The 23,195-nt window shown below is 69.4% G+C and carries 17 protein-coding genes; 14 read left to right on the top strand and 3 right to left on the bottom strand.

The window, feature by feature from the left end:
- Window positions 1–55: 55 nt before the first annotated feature.
- Complete coding sequence (eccCa, locus tag HKK74_RS12640; protein WP_187243372.1) at window positions 56–4,018, bottom strand: type VII secretion protein EccCa; 3,963 nt, start codon at window positions 4,016–4,018, stop codon at window positions 56–58.
- Between the two features lie 128 nt (window positions 4,019–4,146).
- On the opposite strand from eccCa, the gene eccD reads away from it, so the two are divergent.
- The 7 genes from eccD to HKK74_RS12605 all read left to right on the top strand — a co-directional run bounded on the left by eccD (window position 4,147) and on the right by HKK74_RS12605 (window position 11,069).
- A complete protein-coding gene (eccD, locus tag HKK74_RS12635) occupies window positions 4,147–5,544 on the top strand; it encodes a type VII secretion integral membrane protein EccD (RefSeq protein ID WP_187243371.1) in 1,398 nt (465 codons plus the stop codon).
- Between the two features lie 9 nt (window positions 5,545–5,553).
- Complete coding sequence (eccB, locus tag HKK74_RS12630) at window positions 5,554–6,957, top strand: type VII secretion protein EccB (RefSeq protein ID WP_187243370.1); 1,404 nt, start codon at window positions 5,554–5,556, stop codon at window positions 6,955–6,957.
- A gap of 230 nt (window positions 6,958–7,187) precedes the next feature.
- The gene (locus HKK74_RS12625; protein WP_187243369.1) at window positions 7,188–7,508 is read left to right on the top strand and encodes a WXG100 family type VII secretion target; all 321 of its coding nucleotides are present in this window, start codon (window positions 7,188–7,190) and stop codon (window positions 7,506–7,508) included.
- A 40-nt stretch (window positions 7,509–7,548) separates the two neighbouring features.
- Entirely contained in the window at window positions 7,549–7,848 is a 300-nt protein-coding gene (locus HKK74_RS12620) for a WXG100 family type VII secretion target (protein ID WP_187243368.1), read from the top strand.
- A 152-nt stretch (window positions 7,849–8,000) separates the two neighbouring features.
- Window positions 8,001–8,417 carry a hypothetical protein gene (locus HKK74_RS12615; protein ID WP_187243367.1) on the top strand — a complete coding sequence of 139 codons (417 nt, stop codon included), beginning with the start codon at window positions 8,001–8,003 and terminating at the stop codon, window positions 8,415–8,417.
- 27 nt (window positions 8,418–8,444) lie between these two features.
- Window positions 8,445–9,605 carry a hypothetical protein gene (locus HKK74_RS12610; RefSeq protein ID WP_187243366.1) on the top strand — a complete coding sequence of 387 codons (1,161 nt, stop codon included), beginning with the start codon at window positions 8,445–8,447 and terminating at the stop codon, window positions 9,603–9,605.
- Between the two features lie 93 nt (window positions 9,606–9,698).
- Entirely contained in the window at window positions 9,699–11,069 is a 1,371-nt protein-coding gene (locus tag HKK74_RS12605; protein WP_246491504.1) for a S8 family serine peptidase, read from the top strand.
- 106 nt (window positions 11,070–11,175) lie between these two features.
- On the opposite strand, the gene HKK74_RS12600 is transcribed toward HKK74_RS12605, so the two are convergent.
- Window positions 11,176–11,448, bottom strand: coding sequence for a hypothetical protein (locus HKK74_RS12600; RefSeq protein ID WP_187243365.1), 273 nt, complete (start codon window positions 11,446–11,448; stop codon window positions 11,176–11,178).
- A gap of 529 nt (window positions 11,449–11,977) precedes the next feature.
- On the opposite strand from HKK74_RS12600, the gene HKK74_RS12595 reads away from it, so the two are divergent.
- From HKK74_RS12595 to HKK74_RS12580, 4 genes are all read left to right on the top strand, one after another.
- The gene (locus HKK74_RS12595; protein WP_187243364.1) at window positions 11,978–14,266 is read left to right on the top strand and encodes a coiled-coil domain-containing protein; all 2,289 of its coding nucleotides are present in this window, start codon (window positions 11,978–11,980) and stop codon (window positions 14,264–14,266) included.
- 93 nt (window positions 14,267–14,359) lie between these two features.
- A complete protein-coding gene (locus HKK74_RS12590) occupies window positions 14,360–14,515 on the top strand; it encodes a hypothetical protein (protein ID WP_187243363.1) in 156 nt (51 codons plus the stop codon).
- A 22-nt stretch (window positions 14,516–14,537) separates the two neighbouring features.
- Window positions 14,538–17,453, top strand: coding sequence for an ATP-binding protein (locus HKK74_RS12585; protein WP_187243362.1), 2,916 nt, complete (start codon window positions 14,538–14,540; stop codon window positions 17,451–17,453).
- Window positions 17,454–17,839: 386 nt separating this feature from the next.
- Window positions 17,840–18,154 (top strand): hypothetical protein, encoded by a 315-nt coding sequence (locus HKK74_RS12580; RefSeq protein WP_187243361.1) that lies wholly within the window; start codon window positions 17,840–17,842, stop codon window positions 18,152–18,154.
- A gap of 10 nt (window positions 18,155–18,164) precedes the next feature.
- Here HKK74_RS12580 and HKK74_RS12575 read toward each other — a convergent pair whose 3' ends face one another.
- Window positions 18,165–20,006, bottom strand: a complete 1,842-nt coding sequence (locus tag HKK74_RS12575; RefSeq protein ID WP_187243360.1) for a hypothetical protein — start codon at window positions 20,004–20,006, stop codon at window positions 18,165–18,167.
- 394 nt (window positions 20,007–20,400) lie between these two features.
- On the opposite strand from HKK74_RS12575, the gene HKK74_RS12570 reads away from it, so the two are divergent.
- From HKK74_RS12570 to HKK74_RS12560, 3 genes are all read left to right on the top strand, one after another.
- Window positions 20,401–21,051, top strand: coding sequence for a thermonuclease family protein (locus tag HKK74_RS12570; RefSeq protein WP_187243359.1), 651 nt, complete (start codon window positions 20,401–20,403; stop codon window positions 21,049–21,051).
- 104 nt (window positions 21,052–21,155) lie between these two features.
- Window positions 21,156–22,388 carry a Mur ligase family protein gene (locus HKK74_RS12565; RefSeq protein ID WP_187243358.1) on the top strand — a complete coding sequence of 411 codons (1,233 nt, stop codon included), beginning with the start codon at window positions 21,156–21,158 and terminating at the stop codon, window positions 22,386–22,388.
- A complete protein-coding gene (locus tag HKK74_RS12560) occupies window positions 22,378–23,088 on the top strand; it encodes a type 1 glutamine amidotransferase (protein WP_187243357.1) in 711 nt (236 codons plus the stop codon). Before HKK74_RS12565 ends, HKK74_RS12560 begins: the two co-directional genes overlap by 11 nt.
- The last annotated feature ends 107 nt before the right edge of the window (window positions 23,089–23,195 follow it).

Here is a 23,195-nt window from a genome sequence, read left to right as displayed (position 1 = left end):
CGGGTCAGTCAGTAGATTGCCGGCGGTATTCCAGCTTTCAAGATCGCATCTGAGGTCAGGTTTCAGAGGTCTGGCCGTAGGCGGTCTGGATGAGGCGGGTGCCGCTGCGGCGCTCGACGTAGTAACCGCGGCCCGGGGCCAGTGCGTGCGCCTTGACGTTGCCGAGCAGCACGCCTTCGTCCTTGTTGCCGGACATGATCAGGCCGGGTGAGGCCATCTCCTTGATCCGCTGGATCACGGGGTCGAACATGGCCCGGCTGGCGCCGCCCATGGCGCGGGAGACGATGACGTGCAGGCCGATGTCACGGGCCTGCGGCAGCAACTCGGCGATCTGGCGCAGCGGGTTGTCCGACGTCGCCACCATCTCGTAGTCATCGATGATCAGGTACAGGTCCGCCCCGGTCCACCACGACCTCGACCGCAGCTGGTCCGGGGTGAGGTCGGCCGGTGGGAGCCGGCTGACCATCGCGCCGTGGATGTCCTTGATCAGAGACTGCGCGGCGGCGGACGAGGCGGCGAAGCCGATCTGATGCGGGGTGTTGGCGACGTCCAAGAGTGAGCGGCGGTAGTCGAGGAAGATGATGCGTGCCTGGTCGGGGGTGTTCCGCTCGATGATGCCGTTGGTGATCATCTTGAGCAGGTTCGACTTCCCGCATTCGGTGTCGCCGATCACGAGGAAGTGTGGGTCGGTGGTGAAGTCGAGGAGCACCGGGGACAGCGTCGACTCGTCGATGCCGATGGGGATCCGGGCGCCGGTCTGCGCCGCTGGCGGGAGCGCGCTCAGCGGGAGCAGGTCGGGCAGCATGCGCACCTTGGGTGCGACCGGTCCCCGCCACGACTCCCGCAGGGCGTGCACCAGCTTGCCCACGCCATCGGAGATCGACTGCGCCGAGTTCTCACCGTCGATCCGGGGAAGCGCGGTCAGGAAGTGCAGTCCCTCCCGCGTGATGCCCCGGCCGGGCCGGTCTTCGGGCACGTTCTGTGCGAGCTTGCGGTTGACCTCGGACTCATAGGCGTCACCGAGCCGCAGCTCCAGCTTGGTGCCGAGCAGGTCGCGGACGTTGGCGCGCATCTCGGACCACTTGTTGGACGACGCCACGACGTGGATGCCGTAACCCAGACCGCGCGCGGCGAGCTGGGTGATGGTGCCCTCCAGGTTCTCGTAGTCCTGGCGGAGCGTCAGCCAGTTGTCCACGACCAGGAACACGTCGCCGTACCCGTCGCCGGCGAACTCGCCGTTGGCGCGCATCCGCCGGTAGGTGGCCATGGAGTCGATGCCGCGCTCGGTGAACACCCGCTCGCGCTGCTCCAGCAGTACCGAGACCTCGGCGACCGTACGGCGCACCCGGTCGGCGTCGAGCCGGGTACCAACGCCGCCGATGTGCGGCAGGTCGGACATCGCGGAGAGCGTGCCACCACCGAAGTCGAGGCAGTAGAACTGCACCTCGGCCGGCGTGTGCAGCAGCGCCAGCGAGGCGATCAGCGTGCGCAGCATGGTGGACTTGCCGGTCTGCGGGCCGCCGACGATGCCGATGTGCCCGGCGCCGCCGGACAGATCCAGCCAGTACGGGTCACGCCGCTGCTCGAACGGCTTGTCCACGATCCCGACCATGGCGTGCAAGCGCCCGCGCCCTTCCCAGCCGACCGCGGTCAACCCATGCTGCGGGCTCACCGAGAGCTGGGGCAGGAGCTCGTTCAGCGTGGGCGGCTCGTCCAGTGGCGGCAGCCAGATCTGGTGCGGCGTCGGCCCGTGCCCGGCCAGCTGGCGTACGACGACGTCGAACAGCGACTCCGAGCTGCGCTGCTCCTGCGGCTGCTCCTGCTCGGCCTGTTCGATGACGTGCGGGCGGATGAAGTCGGGCACGTACGGCACGACCTGCTGCACGATCTGCGCCGACTGCTGCTCGGGCTGGGCCTCGTCCTCGACCGGGCCGGAGACGTACCCGGCCCGGAACCGGGTCATCGCCTCGGTGCCGAACTTCATGTAGCCGTGGCCGGGAGCGGACGGCAGCTCGTACGCGTCCGGCACGCCCAGCACGGTCCTGGACTCCATCGCCGAGAAGGTCCGCAGACCGATTCGGTACGACAGGTGCGTGTCGAGGCCACGCAGCTTGCCCTCTTCCAGGCGCTGCGACGCGAGCAGGATGTGCACGCCGAGCGACCGGCCCAACCGGCCGATCATCACGAACAGCTCGGCGAACTCGGGCTTGGCCGACAGCAGCTCGGAGAACTCGTCGAGCACGAGGAACAGGGTCGGCATCGGCTGCAGCGGCGCACCCTCCATGCGCGCCTTCTCGTAGTCGCGCAGCGAGGCGTAGTTTCCGGACGACCGCAGGAACTCCTGGCGGCGCACCATCTCGCCGTGCAGGGCGTCGTACATACGGTCGACCAGCGGCAGCTCGTCCTCGAGGTTCGTGATGATCGCCGAAACGTGCCGCAGCCCCTCCATCCCGAGGAAGGTGGCGCCGCCCTTGAAGTCGACGAGTACGAAGTTGAGGACCTCGGGCGAGTGGGTCATCGCCAGGCCGAGCACCAGCGTGCGCAGCAACTCGGACTTACCGGATCCGGTCGCTCCGATGCACAGGCCGTGCGGGCCCATGCCGCCCTGCGCGGACTCCTTGATGTCGAGGTCGATCGGCCGGCCGGAGGCGTCCATGCCGATCGGCACCCGAAGGCGGTTGCGCTGTGCACGTTGACGCCACACCTTGGCCGGGTCGATGTTGAAGACGTCCTCGACACCGAGCAGGGACGTGAGCGTCATAGTGCCCGAGAGGACGTCCTCTTCATCAGTCGTGCTCGCCGCGCTCGACCGCAGGGGTGCGAGCTGGCGGGCCAGCGACTCCACGTGTGCCATGGAGACGTGGTCGGGCTTGCCGATCGGCGTAGCCACGTCCTTGCCGGTACGGTCCCGCTTGAGCATCTGGATCTTGTCGGCGGCGACCTGGAGCCGCAGCGTCGTGGCGTCGCTCGTGGGCGCCACGGTTCCGTTCAGGTCGATGACGCAGACGCCTTCGATGCCGTCGCCGGCGATCTGGGAGTCGTACGACGCGGCGCCGCCGTCCATGATCACCACGTGGTACGGCAGGTCCTCGGCGGACAGTCCCGGAGAGAACCGGGGCCGGTCCTTGATCTCTTCGCCGAGCAGGGCCTCGAGCTCCGACAGGGTCTGGGCCAGCAGTCGGACCTGCCCGGCGGCGTCGTGCTCCGTGGGGTGCAGCGCGTGCGGCAGCCATTTCACCCACTGCCACCACGCCATCCGCTCCCGCGAAGCGCAGACGGTGATCCGTACGTCGTCGGGGGAGTGGAAACTGGCGATCTGCATGATCATCGCCCGCACCATGCCGTACACGGCCTCGGGCTCACCGGCGGGGTACACCCGCGCGAACGACTTCAGGGAGATGGCCACCGGCAGCGCGGGCACGGTGGAGTGACTGCGCATGAAACGGCGCAGCGCTCCGGCCGTCATCGGCTCGAGATCCTCGACCGGCTTGGTCTCGGGTGCGATGAGTTGTACGGCGAGCCGCTGTGAACCGGTGCCGATCCGTACGTTCGTGAAGTCGGGGTCGCTGGCGCGGCGCTCCCAGATCCGGGCGCTCATGACGATGGACCACAGGTTGGCCGGATTGGGGTTGTTCCACTCCAGCGACTCGCGCTGCGCCTTCGCGGCCTTGCGCACCCTCGCGCGCACCTGGCCGAGGTAGCGCAGGTAGTCGCGCCGGGCGCCGTTGAGCTTGACCTTGCGCTCACCGCCGCGCTGGCCGACCTGGCTGAACATCGTGCCGAGCATCGATACCGCGAACATGCCGCCGGCGACCATCTGCATGGTGCTGGCGTTCGGGTTCATGAACATGAACACCATCGCGCCGGCCCCGGCGGCCATCGGCAGGAACGTCATCACGTTCCGGAAGCCGTCGGACACGACTTCGGGCAGCTCCGGCGGGGACTCCAGCAGGATCTCCCCGCGGGGCAGCTCAGGCGGTTTTCTGCGCTCCTTGCGCCGAACGAGAACGGTGCTCACCGCCGGGCTCCCTTTCGGGTCGATCCAATGAACCAGATGGTCATCCTATGGACTGCACGTCTATGTTGTAACGGTTTCCACCGCGTGGGGGAAACCCGAGGCCTTGAGCAAACCTAGTGAGGAGTGACGTGAGCCCGACTTCTGGGGCAGAGTTGTGCCGGGTCACGGTCGTTGGACCGAAACGACGGGTGGACATCTCCCTCCCCGCCCACGTGCCCTTCGCCCAGTTGTGGCCGGCGATCCTGCACTACTCCGGCGACAACCTCGCCGACGCTGGGCTCGCCCACGGGGGGTGGGTGCTGCAGCGCCTCGACGAGGCGCCATTCGACGGAGGCGTCACGCCGTCGCAGGCCAATCTGCGCGATGGCGAGATGCTCTACCTCCGGCCGACCATGGCGCAGTTGCCGGAGCTGTCCTTCGACGATGTCGCCGATGTGGTGGCGACCGGCGTCAACGACCGGCCGGACCGCTGGCGGGTCGAGTGGACGCGCAACTACGGACTGGGCGTGGCCGGCGCCGCCGCAGCGATCGCGGCCGTGGTCGTGTTGCTGTCCGGGCCCTCGTGGATCCTGCCGGCCGTCGCCGCCGGCGTACTGAGCCTCCTCGCGCTGATCGCCGCCATCGGGATATCCCGCGCGTCCGGAGACACCCAGGCCGGTGTGGTGCTCGGCTTCTGCGCGCTACCGCACGCATTCCTCGCCGGACTGCTGGCGCCCGCACGAGACACTTCTCTCACCGAGTTGGGCGCCGTCCACGCACTGTCCGGATTCGCCGTGGTCGTGCTGGTCGCCACGATCGCCGCCGTCGGGATCTCCGACGGCCTGCCGGTCTTCCTCGGAGGGGTCTTCGCCGCGTTGATGGGCGCCATCGGCGCCGGGGTGGCAGTGATCTTCGATGGGGTCTCGGCGTCCGGAGTCGCCGCGGTGACCGTCACGGTCACGAGCGCACTGATGCCACTGACCCCGACGATCGCGTTCCGCCTCGCCCGGGTGACACTGCCCCCCGTACCCGAGAGCGCCGAGGACCTGCGGCGCGACACGATGATGGTCGACGGTCAGCAGGTGCTGCGCCGCACGGCGCATGCCGCTCGGTTCGTGACCGGCATCGTCCTTGGGCTCGGCATGGTGGGCTTCATCGCCCAGGTGCCGCTGGCGTTCTCGGACGGCTGGCTCGGCCCCACGATGAGCGCGACGGTCGCGGTCGCCCTCCTGCTGCGGTCGCGGATCTTCCGGGGCCGGGCCCAGCGGCTGGCGCTCATGGTGCCGGGCATCGCGGGGCTCGGCGTGCTGGCGGTGGCGAGCTCGATCGGCGCATCTCAGAACGTCGTCCTCATGGCGGTGCTCGCACCTCTGCTCGCCGTGGCCGCCATCGTGGTGGGCGTGAGCCTCTGGCTGCCCGACAACCGGCCGTCACCGTTCTGGGCGCGGGCCGCCGACATCATCGACCTGCTCGTGGTGCTGAGCCTGGTGCCCATGGCGCTCGGCGAGGTCGGGCTGTTCTCGTACGTACGCGGACTGGGTGGCTAGGGGCCGAAGATGCAGACCCGAAAAGACCTGCTGCAGGCCCACCGGCTGATGAACCAGCGGGCCTCGCAGGCCCTGATGATGGGCGAACCGGACCATCCGGAACAGCCGCTGCGCCGGCTGGCCGTCGCCACCTTCTCCGGGGTGATGGTCGGCGTGCTGATCGCGGCGGTCTTCGGCATCCTGGGCATCCTGCGACCCGGTGGAGCCACGGGGCTGCAGAAGGCCGGGATGCTCATCGTCGAGAAGGAGACCGGGGCCAGGTACGTCTGGTGTGAGAACGGAAAGCTCTGCCCGGTGGCCAACTACGTGTCCGCGCGCCTGCTGGCCGGCGCCGACGCGAAGAGCCGGCGCACCGTGTCGCGCAACTCGCTCACCAAGTTCGAGCGAGGACCGCTGATCGGCATCTCCGGGGCCCCGGACACGCTGCCCGACGCCAAGAGGCTGGTAAAGACCCCGTGGTCGGTATGCGTGCGCACGGTGGAGATGGGCGTGTCGGGTAGTACCCCGGTGGTGACGCTTGTCGCCGGGCGATCGGTCGGCGGTCAGCCGCTCGGTGACGGGCAGGGGGCCGTCGTGATGGCGGACAACCAGGCCTGGCTGTTGTGGCAGAACAAGCGGTTCAAGGTGCCCGACTATGCCGTCGCGTCGATGACGCAGAACAAGCCCGTGGTCGCCGCCAAGTGGCTCAACGCGCTGCCGGAAGGCCCCGCCTACGCGGTGCCGCCGATTGCCAGGCGCGGAGAGGCCGTGCAGGGCCCGAACGGCCAGGCCAGAATCGGTCAGATCTTCACCACCGAGAACGGTGCGGCGTACGTCCTGCTCGAGGACGGCCTGGCCAGGATCAGCGAACTGCAGATGCAGCTGCTCCGCGCGGATCCGGACACCGTGAAGGCGTACGGCGGTGGGAACATCACCCCCATTCGCACTGATTCGGCGAAGGCGAACGCCAACCCATCGAGCAGGAATCTCGCGAGCCCTGAGCTGCCACCGCGGGCACCGTCGATCGTCCCGTACACCGACACGAGCCCGTTGTGCGCCGCCTACGAGGACGCGTCCGGCAACACGGGAGGCCGGTTGCGGATCGGCGGCACGCTTCCCGCGCCACCGCAGAGCGTCGCTCCCACCGGGGCCGACCAGTTCGTCTTCCCGCCGGGCGGTGCCGCGGTGGCCGGCCTGGTGCCCAGCGAGGGGAAGGCGTCGGCGGTCAGCACGTACTTCCTGGTGGCCGAGGGGCGCAGGTTCGCTTTCAAGTCGGCCGAGGAGGCGACCAAGCTCGGCTACGCGATACCGGGGAACGCCGCGAACGTGCCGGCCGAGGTTTTGGGACTCATCCCGCTGGGCCCGACGCTCGACGCCCAGGCCGCCGGCCAGCAACTCCAAACAAATGCCTCCGCCACAGGGAACGGCGGGTGACAGTTGAACGTCGGACTTATATCGAAAGAGCCGGTAGAGATGGACAACATCTCTATTGACCTCGTAGAGTAAAAAGGACTTTGCGAAGAGCGATCTTGTCTGCGCCTAAGGGGTCACGAGGACGCATGGTGAGGTGGTGGTCGCGGAGCGGGGGCTCACGGCGGCGGACCCGCGCCTTTCCCCTGATCAAACGTAGGGTCGTATCAGTCAGTAGTCACGGGAGGTGACGGATGTCAGAACAGTCCGCTGTCGATAGGCAAGCAATGGCCAAGGCCGCTCAGGACATCGATGCGTCCGCGGGCGTGATCAAGGGCTTGCAGATCCAGCTCGAAGGTCACAAGAGCGAGATGCGGCGCGGCTGGGAAGGCAACGCGTCGATGGCCTTCGAGAAGGTGTTCCGCAGGTTCGACGAGGAGTTCAAGGTCGTGCTCCGGCAGCTCGAGGAGATGCACCAGAAGCTCGCCGACACCAAGATCACGTACGAGGCCAAGGAACAGCTGGCGGACGAGGCCGTCAACAAGGTCCAGGCCCTGCTTAACGGCACGACCTGAGCCACCCCCTGATCGACGCGACGACGGAGGACATTAGACGATGAGCGGTGACGACTACACCAGGGCCAATTTCGGCGCCCTGACCGCGGGCGAGGCGAACTTCTCGATGGCCGCCCGCGCGCTGCGCGACGAGCTCACCGACCTCGAGGGCAAGCTGAAGGGCAACCTCTCCCGCTGGGAGGGTGGCGCTCAGGAGTTCTACTGGCAGGCGAAGGCCAAGTGGGACAAGTCCGCGGCGGACATGCAGAACATCGTGCAGCAGCTCGGTGTCGCGATCGGCGACTCCAGCGCCAACTACCAGGCGGCAGAGAAGGCCAACACGGGCATCTGGGGCGGCTGACGGTCGAACCAAGACCATGGTCACCGGGTCCGGCGGAGCAAAAGGGCCCGCCGGCCCGGTGATGTTTTTCAACAGGTGAGACCGCAGAGCGCCTGCTCGGTCTCCAGCCAGATGACGGATGATTATGGTGACAGCGACGGAGGCATCGAGCCATGGCACCGACTAACGAGCCTAGGACGTTTCCGAGAGAACTGCCTTCGGCCGGTCAGGAAATCCAGGTCGACCGCAGGATACTCAGAAGCGTCCACGGTGAGCTGGAGAAAGATCTGCAGGATCTCAAATCGTGGAAGCCGGGCACCTTGAACGATCTGCAGTCAGATGACCAGGGGCGGGTCGAAAAAGAACACCTCGGTAACTACCCTGCGGCGCAAGGTCTCTCTCAGACCACGAAGAACGCCTATAACCAGATCACCAGGGTCTACGGTGAATTCATCACTGCCTACGAGGGTCTCATCAATGCCATTGATCGCTCGGCTTCTACTCACGGGGAAGCGGAGCGGGCCAACACCGATGCCGCGCGGAATGCGGGCAATGGCGGGCCGCCGAGTTCAGGTGCGCAGTACGCCTAGGCATCGCGCGGGAGAGGACTGGAGACGATGACTCGAGAGAACCGCGACATCAGGTCGGAAGATATAAACACCGATGGTTCGGGCATCGGTGGCTGGAACTCCCTGAAGGTCTGGGAGAATCAGTACGACGCTCTCAAGCAGATCATCAATGGGATGCAACCTGAGCCGGTGCAGAAGGCAGGTGCCGCGTACACCGCTGTGTCCAAGCGTATGGAAGATACCGTCGAGCTAATTTATGACCAGTCGAGGAGGCTGGCCGAGCATTGGGGCGGCAAAGATGCCGTCGCGGCGATGACCCAGATGCAGAAGGCCTACGAGCAGGCCAAAGAGATCTACACGGAGAGCCAGCGCACGGGCAATGCTCTGACAAGTCACTCGCAAATGCAGCAGAGCTGGAAGGACAACGTCAGGGACGACCCGTGGTGGAGCTCGGACTGGATGGCGCTGGGTGGTGCCACTGGACTGGGCGCTAGAAACCAGCAGGCCGGGGAATTGATGGAACGGCTGCAGAGCCAGACGGCCCAGTCGAACAGCAATTTCCCCGCGAGCATTCAGGCTGATATGCCCAACACCAATATCAGTCCCTACGGCCCGGGTGAGAGGCCTCCCGGCGGGCCCGGCAAGCCGCCCGGCGGTCCTGGTGGTGGCGACCTGCCGAAGGGTCCCGGCGGTGGCGACCTGCCGAAGGGTCCCGGCGGTGGCGACTTCCCGAAGGGTCCCGGCGGCGGCGACTTCCCGAAGGGTCCCGGCGGCGGCGACCTGCCGAACGGTCCTGGTGGCGGCGACCTGCCGAACGGTCCCGGTGGTGGTGGCTATCCCGGTGGTGGCGGCTCTGACCTGGCCGGGGTCGGCGGCGGCGCAGGCGGCGGTGGTCTCAGCGGCGGAATGCCCGGGGGTGGTGGTCTCGGCCCCGGTGGCGTCGGCGGAGGTCTCGGTGCCGGCGGCGGACTGCCGGGTGGCGGTGTCGGAGCAGGGGGAGCCGGCCCTGGTGCATTCGGTGGCCCCGGCATGGGGGCACTGGGCAAGAACGGCCTCGGAGCGGGCGGCATGGGAATGGGTGGAATGCCCATGGGTGCCGGAGGCGGCCAAGGTGGTGACGGCGAAGAGCGCGAGCGCACGACCTGGCTCACCGAGGATGAGGACGTGTGGGGTGCTGACGACGACGCGGCACCACCGGTGATCGGCTGAACCGGCCGGTTTCATCGGCCGAGAGCATGCGGGTCTGGGTACCATCGCGCCCAGACCTGCATCACTTTGAGTACGGATAGGTGAGGTATGTCGATGCGATTGCGAAGTCGAGCGCCGGTCGGGGCGGCCCTGGCCGTGCTCATGGTGATGGCGACGTCATCGCCTGGCTGGGCATCGGCTTACCCGAGGCCGCTCGAACAGCAGTGGTGGTTCACGACGTGGGGGGTCCAGGACCGGCTCTGGCCGATCACTCAAGGCCAGGGGGTCACGGTCGCGGTCCTCGATACCGGAGTTCAGGCCAGCATCCCGGAACTTTCAGGTGTGGTTCTGCCCGGCACCAATGCCACCGGTGGAGGCGGCGACGGCCGCAACGACCTGGATGATGCCGAGTATCCGGGGCACGGCACTGGAATGGCGTCACTGATCGCCGCACAGGGGACGGGTACGGGTTTCGTCGGTGTGGCACCGCGCGTGAAGATTCTGCCCATTGTGACGAAGGGTCTAGTAGGAGCCGCATCGGCGATCCGGTATGCGGCTGACCATAAAGCCAAGGTCATCAGCCTTTCGCAGGCAAAGCCCGGTGCATGCCCCACTGACGTGCAGGACGCTGTGGGATATGCGCTCGAACGGGACGCTGTAGTCGTCGCGGGGGCGGGCAACGATGGCGCGACCACGAACGCGTCGATGTACCCCGCGAACTGTCTGGGGGTGCTCGCGGTGGGGGCCGTCGACTATAAGTTCAGACCCTGGGCCCAGACGCAGCGGCAGCCCTATGTCACGGTCGCGGCTCCAGGCGCCGAAGTCGGCAGCGTTCTCATGGATGGGAAGTTCCACACGAGTTCGGGAGGCACGAGCTCGTCGACGGCACTGACCTCGGCCGCGGTGGCGTTGGTGCGGTCGGAGTTCCCGAAGATGTCGGCTCGTGAGGTGGTGCAGCGCATCATCGCCTCGGCCCGTGATGTGGGCGCGCCCGGCAAGGACAACCAGACCGGATACGGGCTGATCCGACCCTATCGCGCGCTCACCGAAAAGGTGCCCAAGAACTCGCCGAACCCCGTCTTCGCCGGTTATGACAAGTGGGCCGGTGACAAGAAGGAGAGCGCCGCCGAGGGGTCGAAGTCCAACAGCAGTATCCCGACCGCTTGGCGATCTTTGGCCATTCTGCTGATTCCGGCGGCGGTCATCATCGCCCTCATCGTCTTCTTCACCACCCGCAGCCGTCGCCGCCCGGCCCCCGCCGGATTTCCACACCCCGGGCCATATCCGCCGTCCGGAGGTCCGTACCCACCGCCGCACGAGGGCGTGCGCTCGCCACCACCCGGGCAGGCTCCCGTACCGCCACCGGCGGCTCACCCGCAGTTCATCCCGCGTGAGGGTGCGCCGCCCCAAGGCGCGCCACCCCCACGGCAGCAGCCGAACCCGGGCTCACCCGACCAATGGGATGCGCCTGACCGCCGACCATAGTGTCGGATGGCTCCAGGGAAGGCCGTGTCCACGTCGTAGACGGCTTCCTCAGGGGCGCGGCGTCCCACGCGCCAATGCCGTGACGCCGCGCCCCGATCTGGGTGCGCTATCGGTCGCGGATGACTTTCACGACTTGGGCCGCCGCTGCCATCGGGTCGGACACCGGGCCGACCGGTTCACCCCACGACCATCGGTAGTGCTCGCCGGTGACGGTGATCTGTTCGGTGAGCAGAGGTGTCGTGCTGTTGGTCGCTTTGAGGAACGGAGCCGCTCCGTCGCGGACGGAGACCTCGGCGTGCACGCCGACCAACGCGTTGAGCTGCACCGCCAGCGCGTCAAGTGACTGGGTCTCCCGGTTCGTGTGCGTGTCGATCGACATCGGCGCTCTCCTCTGCGACGTGGTGATGATGCTCTCTTCAGAGTGCCGACTTTTAGTTACAGGTAGTGCATAGTTCATCACCCTGTGGGGTCATGTGTCGGAAGGGGTGCTTGCGGGCCGTCGCGGGAACCCGGCGGCGCTTCCCAGTGGTCGAACGGGATGGGACCGTGTGAGGCGCGGCGACCGGGCTGGAGCTTCCGAGACGGACAGGCGGTCCCGCGAGCCGCTGAGGGTTCCGGCACGTCGCCTCTGCCCGATGGCGATGGCGGAGGTCTCGCCGCCCCTGTTGTGTCCGATTAGTGGTTTTCGGCCATTAGGGCCGCGCCGCAAAGAATGGGCCTCGGGTAAATCAGGCCGGCCGCGCGGTGGGGCCGCGAACGAATCCTCGCTCAGGTTCGCGTAGTGACCACCTTGCGTGGATTGCTACGCTTAGTCAGGTATACGCATTGATTACGGTGAAGTGCATACGAATACTACGAAACCTTCTTAGGCTGTACGTGGACGATTCCGACTGCCCAGAGGCCTGAACGTGACCGACGTGACGAGCGGGTCAGCGACGACGCGTTTAACGCAAGCGGACCGCGTCTACGTCGGCTGGCACTACGCGCAGGTGCACCCGGATCCCGGACCGCCACCGCGCCGTCCGCAGCCACCTGAGGCCGAGCGGATCAGCCAGACCTGGCTGGCCACGCAGCGACACGGTGAGAACCTGCTCAACCGGCACCTCAAGATCACGGCCGCCGGTGCGGGCATCGGTGCCCTGATCTTCATCCTGGCCTGGCTTTCCGGCCTGCTGCACTGGGCGTTCGCCGGAGTGGGCCTGCTCGCCTGCGCCGTTATCGTCCTCATCACCGGGTACGGGGTCTACCAGAGCGAGAAGGCGCTGCGGTCGCGCGTGAGCGAGGAGCGGGCCAGGCTGGAGCGCCAGCGCGAGACCCGCCAGCGCGAGCTCAACGCCGCCCACGAGGAGCACGCGCGCGCCTATCGCGAGTGGGACCGGCGCCGGAAGGCCTACGAGAACCAGCAGGAGTGGTACCCGGTCAGCGTGCCGCCGGGAGCCGATCGCGTCGACGTGGTCGGCGGGACGCTCGCGGGCTGGTCGGCCGCCGTGACGATGATGGGTGCCGCGAGGCTCGCCGCCGGCGCCCAGGTCACCGTGCTCGACCTGTCCGAGGGGGCGGTGGCGCACGACCTGCTGCGCCTGGCCGGCGACCGCGGCGACGATCCGCTGGTGTGGGTGCTGCCCGCCGACCTGCCGCGCCTCGACCTGACCAAGGATCTCGGCCCCGAGGCGATGGCCGATGTGCTCTCCCTGGTGGTCAGCGCCAGCGAGGAGCAGAGCAGCACCCGTGACCTGTCGTTCGACAACGCGATACTCGAACGCATCCTGGTGGTCTTCGGCGGCACCGCCTCGATCCGGCAGCTCACGGCGGCGCTCCGGGCGCTCGCCCAGGTCGGCGACCCGCGTGACGATCTGCGGCTCGGGCTCATCACCGAGGCCCAGCTCGCCCGGATCACCACGATGTTCGGTCGCGGCGCCGCCGACCAGGTCGTGATCGAGCGCGCCTGGACCCTGGAGTCCCAGCTGCGCAAGCTCGAGGTGCTCGGCACCGAGCCCGTACGTCTGCCGCCGTCCCGCCTGCACGTGGTGTCGATGGACCGTCGCGCGGGCGTCCTGACCAACCGCGTTCTCGGCACCTATGTCGCGACCGCCATCACCCATGCGCTGCGCGAGTCGCCGGCGGGCCACGGTTGGGACCACACTCTGTTCCTGTGCGGAGCGGAGAAGCTCCGGGGTGACGTCCTCGACCGCCTCATCGATGCCTGCGAGACCACGGGTACCGGCCTGGTACTGATGTACCGTTCCATTCCCGCGCATGTACGGGAGCGTCTCGGCCGCGGTCACGCCGCGGTCGGCTTCATGCGGCTGGGCAACTCCGACGATGCCCGCGTCGCCGCCGAGCACATCGGTTCCGAGCGGCGCCTGCTGGTCGCCGAGGTCACCGACGCGGCCGGCGAGGTGGTCGCCGGGTTCAAGGGCGGCCCGTACGCCAGCACGGTCGCCTATGCCCGTACCCGTGACACCGACGCGCTCACCGACCCGGCGTGGTCGCCGCTGCCGGAACCGGCGGAGGACGACGAGGCGCTCGTGCACGGCATCAACGCCTCCACACCCTGGGGACGTAGCGTCACGGGCACGACCGGGGCCGAGGGCGCGCACGCGGCGGCCGGTCCGGAGACGTCCGCGGACCCGGACGGACGACTGCGATCTCGCGAGCTGCTGATCGAGCAGCACCAGATGCAGGAACTGCCGCCCACGGCGATGGTGTTCACGCATGCCACCGCGAACGGGCGGCGGGTCATGCTCGTCGACGCCAACCCCGGGATCATGACCCTGCCCACCGCGCACCGGGTGGAGTACGAGGAGTACCTGCGCGAGCAGGCCGAGGCCGGGGCACTGCGGCCGGCGGAGGTCGCGGAGGCCGCCGAGGTCACGGACGCCGCGGAGGTCACGGACGCCGCGGGGGTCACGGACGCCGAGGACTCCGGCGAGCCGGCGACGGGGCGCGAGCGGTCGGACGCCGGGGAGACCCGGACCGGGACCTCTCGACCGTCCGGTTCGCGTGCCCGCCACGCCGCGCCACGCGGCGGTACGCCACGGGCACCGGGATCGGCTCCGCCGTTGCCGTCGAACGGGAGGCACGCGGCCGCCCCCGGCCGGCCGGATGAGGGGCAGGTCGACGGCACTCCTGGCGAGCCTTCGCCGAACCTCGGCCCGCCGCCGGAACGCCTCGACTTCCGCCGCGGGAAGCGCTGATCCCGCCGCTGATCTCGCCGCCGCCCCGGCCGTTCGCGCGACGTGACCCCACTCCGGGCGCCACTGAGATCCCGTACAGGGACACCCGTCCACATGTACCCGGCCACCGCATCCAAGGCGGCGGGCTGGACCGCACCGGCCAAGTCGTACCGCTCGCTGGCGTGGGCGCCCAACGAGGCGTCAGGATGCTGCGGTGAGCGCGGTACCGAGAACGCCGGGCTCGACACAGTCGGCCCCGCGGTCCCGTGACCGCGGACCGGAAGGAGCCTCCGTGACCGCGCTTGCCGGGCCGTGGTACCGCATCCAGGCGATTCCCGCCCCCGAGCGGATCTCCTCCGCCGAGTGGGACTTCGTCACAGTGCTTCCCGCGGCGCTGTCCGCGGCGCAGCAGGGACGCCCGTTCGTCGTCGGCTGGCTGTCGAGGGGCGGCGGCGCGCCGCTCGAGCTCATCACCAACGCGGGTCCGCCCGCACCGGGCGACACCGAGCAGCAGGGACTGCTCTTCCCGAACGGCGCGCGTGGTGTGGCGATCGGAGACGAGTGGCTGCACCAGGCCGAGCACATGGTGTGGACGCGCTGCCCGGGCAGGCTCGCGCCCCGCCTCGTCCAGCATCGCGGCGATCGCGACCGGCCCGGCCTGTTCGAGTCGACGCTCGTCAGCCTGATGGGGCGGCCGTTCGGCTGGTTCGTGGTCGCCGATCCCTGCGACGAGCGCATGATCGATGAAGAGATCCACGATCTGCAGTACGACCTGCAGATGCAGCGGCGAAGGGAAGAGGAGCAGGGGCGGCTCGTCACCGAGCGCACCGATCAGCGGCTCGCCGAGCTCGACGCCTTCCGGGAGGCGGGGCTGTGGAACGTGCGCGTCCTCGCGGGGGCCGCCAGCGAGACAGAGCTGGGACAGATCGCTCCGGTGCTCGTCGGCTCCATGGAGGTGAGTCACCATCCGTACCGGCTGCGGTCGGGTCAGGGTTCCCTGCGCTTCGACGAGCTGCTGAGCCCGGTCGCGCTGCCGGCGACCGCCCAGCAGAGGTCCGCGCTGGCCGAGAACGAGTTCCAGTTTCCGTTCGTGGCCACGGCCGGCGCCCTCGCGGCCCTCGCCGGGCTGCCGCGACTGGAGGTACCCGGGCTACGGGTGCTCGAGGCCGGCTACTTCGACGTCACCTCCGAGACCGCAGGAGACTCCTCCGCGCAGATCTCCCTCGGCACCATCCTCGATGGGCAGGACCGCCAGGTCGGCACGTTCACGGTGCCCCGATCCACCATCAACCGGCACGTGTTCGTGACCGGCGCCACCGGCGCGGGCAAGTCCCAGACCGTACGCCACCTGCTCGAACAGCTGACACGCGCGGGTATCCCCTGGCTCGCGATCGAGCCGGCGAAGTCGGAGTACGCCGCGATGGCGGGCCGCATCGAGGATCTCGGCGCGCCGGTCACAGTGATCAACCCGTCCGACCCGAGTGCCGTTCCGGTCTCGGTGAACCCGCTCGCCCCCGAGCCCGGCTACCCGGTCCAGGCGCACATCGACATGGTCCGAGCCCTCTTCCAGGCCGCGTTCGACGCCGAGGAGCCGTTTCCGCAGATCATGTCCCAGGCGCTCCAGCGCGTCTACGAGGCCAACGGCTGGGACGTCGTCACCGGCGCGGGTGTGCCCGGGTCGCTCGTCGAACCCTCGGTGCCCACGCTGGAGCAGCTCCAGTACGCCGCGTTGCAGGTGGTCGACGACGTCGGCTACGGCCGGGAGCTGATGGCCGACATGAAGGGCTTCGTGGACGTACGGCTGCGGTCGCTGCGCATCGGCTCAGCCGGCCGGTTCTTCGAGGGCGGTCACGCCGCCGACATCGGCGGACTGCTTCGCGACAACGTCGTTCTCGCCATCGAGGACGTCGCCAACGACGAGGACAAGGCGTTCCTCATGGGCACGCTGATCATCCGGATCGTCGAGCATCTGCGGATGCGGGCCAAGCGCGAGGGCGCGGTGAAGCCGCCCGGAGGTCTGCGGCACGTCATCGTCATCGAGGAGGCGCACCGCCTGTTGCGCAACCGGGGGTCGGAGCGGGCGAGCGCGCACGCCGTCGAGCTGTTCGCCGGGATGCTCGCCGAGATCCGGGCGTACGGCGAGGGCATCGTCGTCGCCGAGCAGATCCCGGCCAAGCTCGTACCGGACGTCATCAAGAACACCGCCCTCAAGGTCGTGCATCGGCTCCCCGCGTTCGACGACCGCCATCAGGTCGGGGCGGCGATGAACCTCGACGAAGACCAGTCCCGCGAGGTCGTGTCACTGCGACCCGGTGTCGCGGCGGTGTTCGCGGACGGGATGGACCGCCCGCTCCGCGTTCTCATCCCGCTCGGAGAGGGGCGAGAGCAGACGAGGACCGGCCCGCCGCCGCCCATCGACGGCCGCCGCTCCGCCGCCTGCGGCTGCGAGTGCCGGTCCGGACGGGCCTGCACGCTGTACGAGCTGCGGGAGGCCGACCTGCTTGCCGGGGCGTACGAGTGGGCCTGGCTGAGGGTGTGGGCCGACGTCCTGGTGCTGGCGCACGTGGTCAACCGCCCGCTGCCGGCCGTGCCGTCCGAACTCGGCCGCGGGTGGTCCCGGCTGACCCCGCGGCTCCGCGAATGCGTGCTCGCCACCGTGCTGGAGCGGTGTGTGACCCGGCGGGCGCGGGCGTTGCGGGTCGCCTACCGGCCCGAGGACCTCATCGCGACCGTCGCCTCGGTCGGTCAGCAGATGCTCGGTGGAACGTACGGCCTGGCGGGTTCCCTGCCCGGCGGCACCTGGGTCATTCCGCAGGTGCGGTGGCTCCACGAGATGGACCGCCTCTTCCCGTACGGCGGCAGCGCCCCCGACAAGCACGCCCTGGCACCGCCGATGGACTACGCGCTGCCCGGCATGAAGCAACAGCCGGACGCGAAGCTCGGCCACCGGCTGTGGGCGCTTCGGCGGCACCCGCTCTCGCCCGAACTGGAGCACAATCGGCCGCTCGCCCGGACGGCCATCGCCGGTGACGACGACCACGAGGGATTCGCGGCGGACGTGGCGGTGGTGGCGATCGGGCTGGACGTCGACGAGCAACTGATCCATGTCGCCGAGACGATGCGGGTCGGCTCGTGGCTCGAACCCGTGCTCAGCTGGCCCGCACGCTTCGTCGATTCCGACGAGGCACCGCAGTTTTCCGAAACATGAACAATCTCATTCCCGTGTTACCGGCTTCGCTGCCCGCCGGATTATGGACGGCTGTTTACCTCGAGCGGCTCGAAGCCTTAGCAAGAGTTCTCCGATACGGCACTTCAGCCGGGCGTATGATTTGGGGAAGACAGGCGCTTCGGTATGAGATTCGGTATCCCCAGGGGGATTCGATGACGAGGTCTCACAGCTCTCACCTGCGGTCCAGCCGTCTCTGCGGGCCGTGTCCGCGGATCGAGACGGCGGGCTGTGAGAATGTTCCGCCTCATCCGGCGGCTTTCCTTTCGTGCGTCTTCGGGCCGCCCGGCAATCGTCTTCGCGGCTCTCTGTCGACCTTCATCGATCAATTTTGATGTGACGTTTCCTGTTCCGTTGGAGGCGCCGCCATGGCAGGCGAAAGCCCAGGGCTGAACATAGTGGAAGCCGGTGTTCCAGGCCGGATGGCACGCCTCGGTGGAACCTCTCCCGAGGTCGTCGACGCGCTGGACCGGCTCGAGCGGCTGCTCGGCCGGCATGCGGGTTCGCTCGCGGAACCGGTGAAGGCACGACGGGATCTCGCGGACATCCGCGAGGAGGCCGGCCAGCGCGACCGCGATGACGGGCGGCTCGCGGACGCGCTGAGGCGGCTCGCGTCGCGCGTCACCGCGGTCGGCGTGCTGGCCGAGGCCGTACGACAGCTCGGCGTCCATCTGCGCGCCTGACCCGCGGTGCTCAGAACTGGTTGGCCGTGCGCGGGCGCAGGCGCTGCTCCTTCGCCACCGGTGACCACAGCGCGGCGAAGCGCTGCTTGGAGATGGTGGCCTGGTTCGAGAGCTGGCCGCCGCGCTGGTAGTTGGCGTCCGCCTTGGGCCTGCCCTTGCAGCCCTGGGCGCGCTGGGCCCAGCCGAGGTAGGCGCGGTCGACATCGAGTGACAGCTGAATCGACTTGGCCAGGTGGGCGCGCAACTGGGTGCCGTTGGCCAGGGCGTTGACCTTCAGCGCCTGTGCTCGGGCGACCTGCTGCTGCCGCTGTTGCGCGACGCGCTGCATGCCGCCGATGGCCGCCGGAAGCCCTTTGCACCTCTTCGCCGATGCGAGAGCGCGCCCGAGTTCGCCCCGGCTCACCGCACTCTGGTTCAGCAGCGAGTTGACCGCCGTGGCCTGTTGCCGGGCGGCCGGGTCGGCGGCCTTCGCGGTCGACTGCACGGCCGCCGGAGTGCGCTGCCCCTCGGGGTCCTTGTCGCCGCTCGGCCACATCACGAAGGCCACCGCGACCAGGGCCACCGCCACGAGGCCGGCCACCGCGAAGATGAGCGGCCTGCTCGCCCGATCTCGATGCCCCTCCTGGGGATGACCGGGCCCGTCGTGCGGTGGGTAGCCCGGGGCGAGCATCGCCGTGTCGTGATGTGGCATGGGAGCCATGCCGCCGGGCGTCTGCGCTCCCCACGCCGGCGCTCCGTCGGCCTGGGGCTGCCGGCCCCACGGATCCTGGTTCATCGGCTCGGGCTGATGGCCCCACGGATCCTGGTTCATCGGCTCGGGCTGCGGCGTCCAGCGTTCAGGGGCCTCGGGTGGCGGCGGGGCCTCCCGGGGGCCGGCGAACCACGAGTCCGGGACGATGGACTCGGTCGGACCCGTCCCCTGCTGATCCCCGGCACCGGACCAAGAGCCGGGGCCGTCCGGCGCCGGCTGGGCGCTCCATGCCTGCGTGGCGTTGGCGTCCGGCGTCCAGGACTGTGCCGCCGGCGACTGTGCCGCCGGGGACTGCGGGGACTGCGCCGGCGGGCCTTGTCCGGCGGGGTACTGCGAGGACCAGGCCTGTGTGGCATCCGACGGCTCGGCCGGTGGTTGCTGCGCGGTCGGCTGCTGGGCCGGTTGCTGGACGGACCATGCCTGTGTCGCGTCGGGCTCCGACGCCCAGGACGGAGAGGGTTCGGGGTTCTGGGACCAGGACGGCGAGGGCTCGGGGCTCTGGGACCAGGACGGCGTCGGCTCGGGTTCGGGCCCCCACGCCTGCGGGGTGCCGTGGGCTCCGTTGTCCGCGGAGGGGCGCGTCGCCGAAGGCGGTGGCGTCGAGTACCACGGGTCGGCCTCCATGGCCGGTGGACCGCCGGCCGACGCGGACGACACCTGACCGGAGAGGGGCTCGGGCAGCGGCTCGGCCGTGGCCCACGGCCCGGTGCCATTGGGTGCGGGAGCGGGAGCCGACTCGAACTGAGGGGTCCACGACTGCGTGCTCGGCCCGCCGGGCGACCATGCCTCGGCGGCGGGCGCGTTCGCCGGGGCCGGTTCCTGGGACGGTGACCATTGCCGTTCGGGAGAAGCGCCGGGCGCGTTCCCCGAGGCCGGTCCCGGACCCGGAGGCTGCGGCCACGGCTCGGGCGAGCCGTGCGCCGGGGTGCCCGAGGGCGTCGGCTGCGCCTCCGTGGACGGAGTCCAGGGCTGCGAACCGCCGGTCAGCGGAGACTCCGAGGCCCACCGGTCGATCGCGGCGGAATCCGACGTCCACGGCTGCGGGCCGCTCCCGCCGGTGCCCGCCGGGCCGCCCGGCCCGCCGTGGGCCGTTTCGGTCAACGGTGCCGGGTGCCATGCCTCACCGGACGGCTCGGACTGCGCCGGCCCCGCGGGCGGCGCGCCGTCAGAAGACGGGCCTGCCTGCGTCGGCTGCTCCTGTGCCGGAGCATCCGCGGGCCGCTGAGTGACCGGGGCATCGCAACGAACGCATCTGCTCAGCGTCCCAGGCGTGTTCTTACCGCACGTCGGGCACTGCATGTTCTCAGACCTCGCCTTGTCGCCGCTTTTCCTGACAAACTACTGCGTCGCGTGTGTTTTGGGGTTGCTGTTCAGATTGTCCGGCAAATCTCTTCGCTGTCCGATCCTGGCATTGTCGCGGACCCCGCGCGCCCAGCGAACCGACGCGTCGGCGGGCTCACCTGGGACTGTCGGTGCTCCGTGCGAGGGTACGCGGGTGAGTGGTCGGTTGCGGGTCAAGGCGCTCCTTGTACTCGTCGCCCTCGTGTTCGTGGCGCTGGTACCGGTGGCCCTCTTATGGGTGGCGCTGCGCACGGCGGATGAGCCGGCACCCGATGCTCAAGCCGGGCGGGACGCCCGTGCGCACGGGCGCAGCGTACCGCTTCAACGCGGTGACGCGACCCGTGGATCAAGGATCGCGCCATCCGCGGACGCCGTACGAGTACGCGCGGTGCGGGTGGTGGACGGCGACACGCTGGTCGTTCGGGTCGGTGGCCGGTCGATCTCCGTACGCCTGCTCGGCGTCGACGCGCCCGAGCTTCCCCGCGCCGGGCCACCGGTCGCGCCGGACGGGCCGGGCTGCGCGGGGCGCGCGGCGCGCAGCGCGCTGTCCCGCCTGGTTCGTCCGGGCGCGGTGCTCTATGTCATCGCCGACCATGAGCGGCACGACCGGTACGGCCGCAGCCTGCTCTACGTCTGGACCGCCCGCCGTACGTTCGTCAACGCGGCGTTGATCCGTGGTGGCCATGCCCGGGCGCTGGTGATCCCGCCGAACGATCGCTTCGCCGGCGTCTTCCGGGCCGCGGAGGCGGCGGCCCGGCGCGCGCCGGCGGACCGTCCGTTCGCCTGCGCCGGAGCATTCGGATGATTGCCGCCATTGCCGCGAAGCGGCACGGCCAGCGACTAGAGTCGGCCTATCGCCGTATCTGAGTGCCACCCCTCAGACGGCATCCAGACAAAGATCGGGAGCACATGAGCGATCTTCCGCTGCGCGCGCAACTCGCGGTTGCGCTTGGTCGTACGGCTTCACGAATGTCGCGGCTGGCCGGGCGTGGCGACGGTTCGGTGATCGGCGGGCGGATCGGGCTCGCCCTCGACCCTGAGCTGCTCACCCGCCTGGCCCGCGACCGCAATCTCGTCCTCGTCAGCGCCACCAACGGCAAGACGACGACGACCCGGCTGATCGCCTCGGCGATGAGCGGGCTCGGCGAGGTGGCGACCAACGCGTTCGGCGCCAACATGCCGACCGGGCACGTTTCCGCGTTGGCGGCCGCGCCGGGCGCGAGGTACGGCGTGCTCGAATGTGACGAGAAATACGTTCCGATGGTGCTCCGGGAGACCGGCGCCAACGTCGTTCTGCTGATGAACCTGAGCCGCGACCAGATGGACCGCGCGGGCGAGATCTGGCAGCTCGCGGGCAAGTGGCGCAAGGCCCTCGAGGGTGTCGACACTCATGTCGTGGCCAACTGCGACGACCCGCTGGTCACCTGGGGAGCGTCGACCGCCAAGAGCGTCACGTGGGTGGCCGCCGGCCAGCACTGGCGTGATGACTCCTGGTGCTGCCCCGAGTGCGGCGGGCCGCTCGACCGTGACGGTGCGGCGTGGGCCTGCCGTGAGTGCCCGTTCGCCAGGCCCAAGCCCGACTGGATCCTGCACGGCGGCCGGGTCACCGCTCCGGGCGGCCGGACGTACGATCTGTCGCTGCAGCTCCCGGGCCGGGCGAACCGGTCCAACGGGGCGATGGCACTTGCGGTGGTCGCACAGTTCGGCATCCAGCCCGATGCGGCGATGCCGCTCCTCGGCCAGGTGAAGTCGGTCGCCGGTCGCTACACCACAGTTGAGTACCAGGGCCGCCAGATCCGGCTGCTGCTCTCGAAGAACCCCGCCGGCTGGCTGGAGTCGTTCGACGTGCTGGAGCCCGCACCGGGGCCGGTGGCGTTGTCGATCAACGCGCAGGGCCCGGACGGCCGCGACACCTCGTGGCTGTGGGACGTCGACTACCGGGTCTTGCGCGGCCGCCCGGTCTGGGCGACCGGAGAGCGCCGCCTCGACCTCGCGGCTCGCCTCGAGGCCGCCGCCGTCGACTTCGTCGTCATCGACGACATCGAACAGGCCGTGATGGCGGTGCCCCCCGGCAGGCTCGATGTGATCGCCAACTACACCGCCTTCCAGGACATCCGAACGAGGTACGGCCGTGCGCTCTGACCGCATCAAGATCGTCTGGATCTACCCGGACCTGCTCAGCACCTACGGCGACCAGGGCAACTGCATCGTCCTCGAGCGCCGGGCCGCGCTGCGCGGCATCCCCACGCAGACCGTGAACGTGCGCTCGGACGAGGCCGTCCCGGTGGACGGTGACATCTATCTGCTCGGCGGCGGTGAGGACCGGCCGCAGATCCTCGCCGCCCAGCGGCTGCGCGCCGACGGCGGGCTGGCGCGCGCCGCGCAGTACGGCTCGGTCATCTTCGCCGTATGCGCGGGCTACCAGCTGCTGGGCACGGAGTTCGGCGGCGAGGAAGGACAGCCGGTCGAGGGCATCGGGCTGCTCGACATCCGCAGCGGGCGCGGCGAGCGCCGGGCGGTGGGCGAGATCGTGGGCGAGGTCGACTCCGCGCTCGGCATACCCAAGATCACCGGCTTCGAGAACCATCAGGGCGTCACGCACCTGGGTCCCAGCGTCAGGCCGCTGGCCAAGACGGTCGTGGGCGTCGGCAACGGCGACGGCTACGAGGGCGCCTACCGGGATCACACCGTGGGCACGTACATGCACGGTCCGGCGCTGGTGCGCAACCCGGCCCTGGCCGACCTGCTGCTGTGGTGGGCGGTCGGTCAGGAGCTCCAGCCGATCGACGACTCCTGGGCCGGCCGGCTCCGCGAAGAACGCCTCAACTCCGTGCTCACCTGACCCAGACTCGTGATCACGCAGTAGTTCGCGGGAGTGCGTCTTCTAGGTAGAGGCGTCCTTCCCGTCGTCGGCCCCCTACTGTCGTGATCATGCAGTTGTTCGCGGGG

It is taken from the genome of Actinomadura alba, from assembly GCF_014323705.1.
GTDB classification, from domain to species: domain Bacteria; phylum Actinomycetota; class Actinomycetes; order Streptosporangiales; family Streptosporangiaceae; genus Actinomadura_C; species Actinomadura_C alba.
The sequence above is the reverse complement of the archived record's forward strand: the minus strand, read 5'-3'. Positions and strand labels throughout refer to the sequence as shown.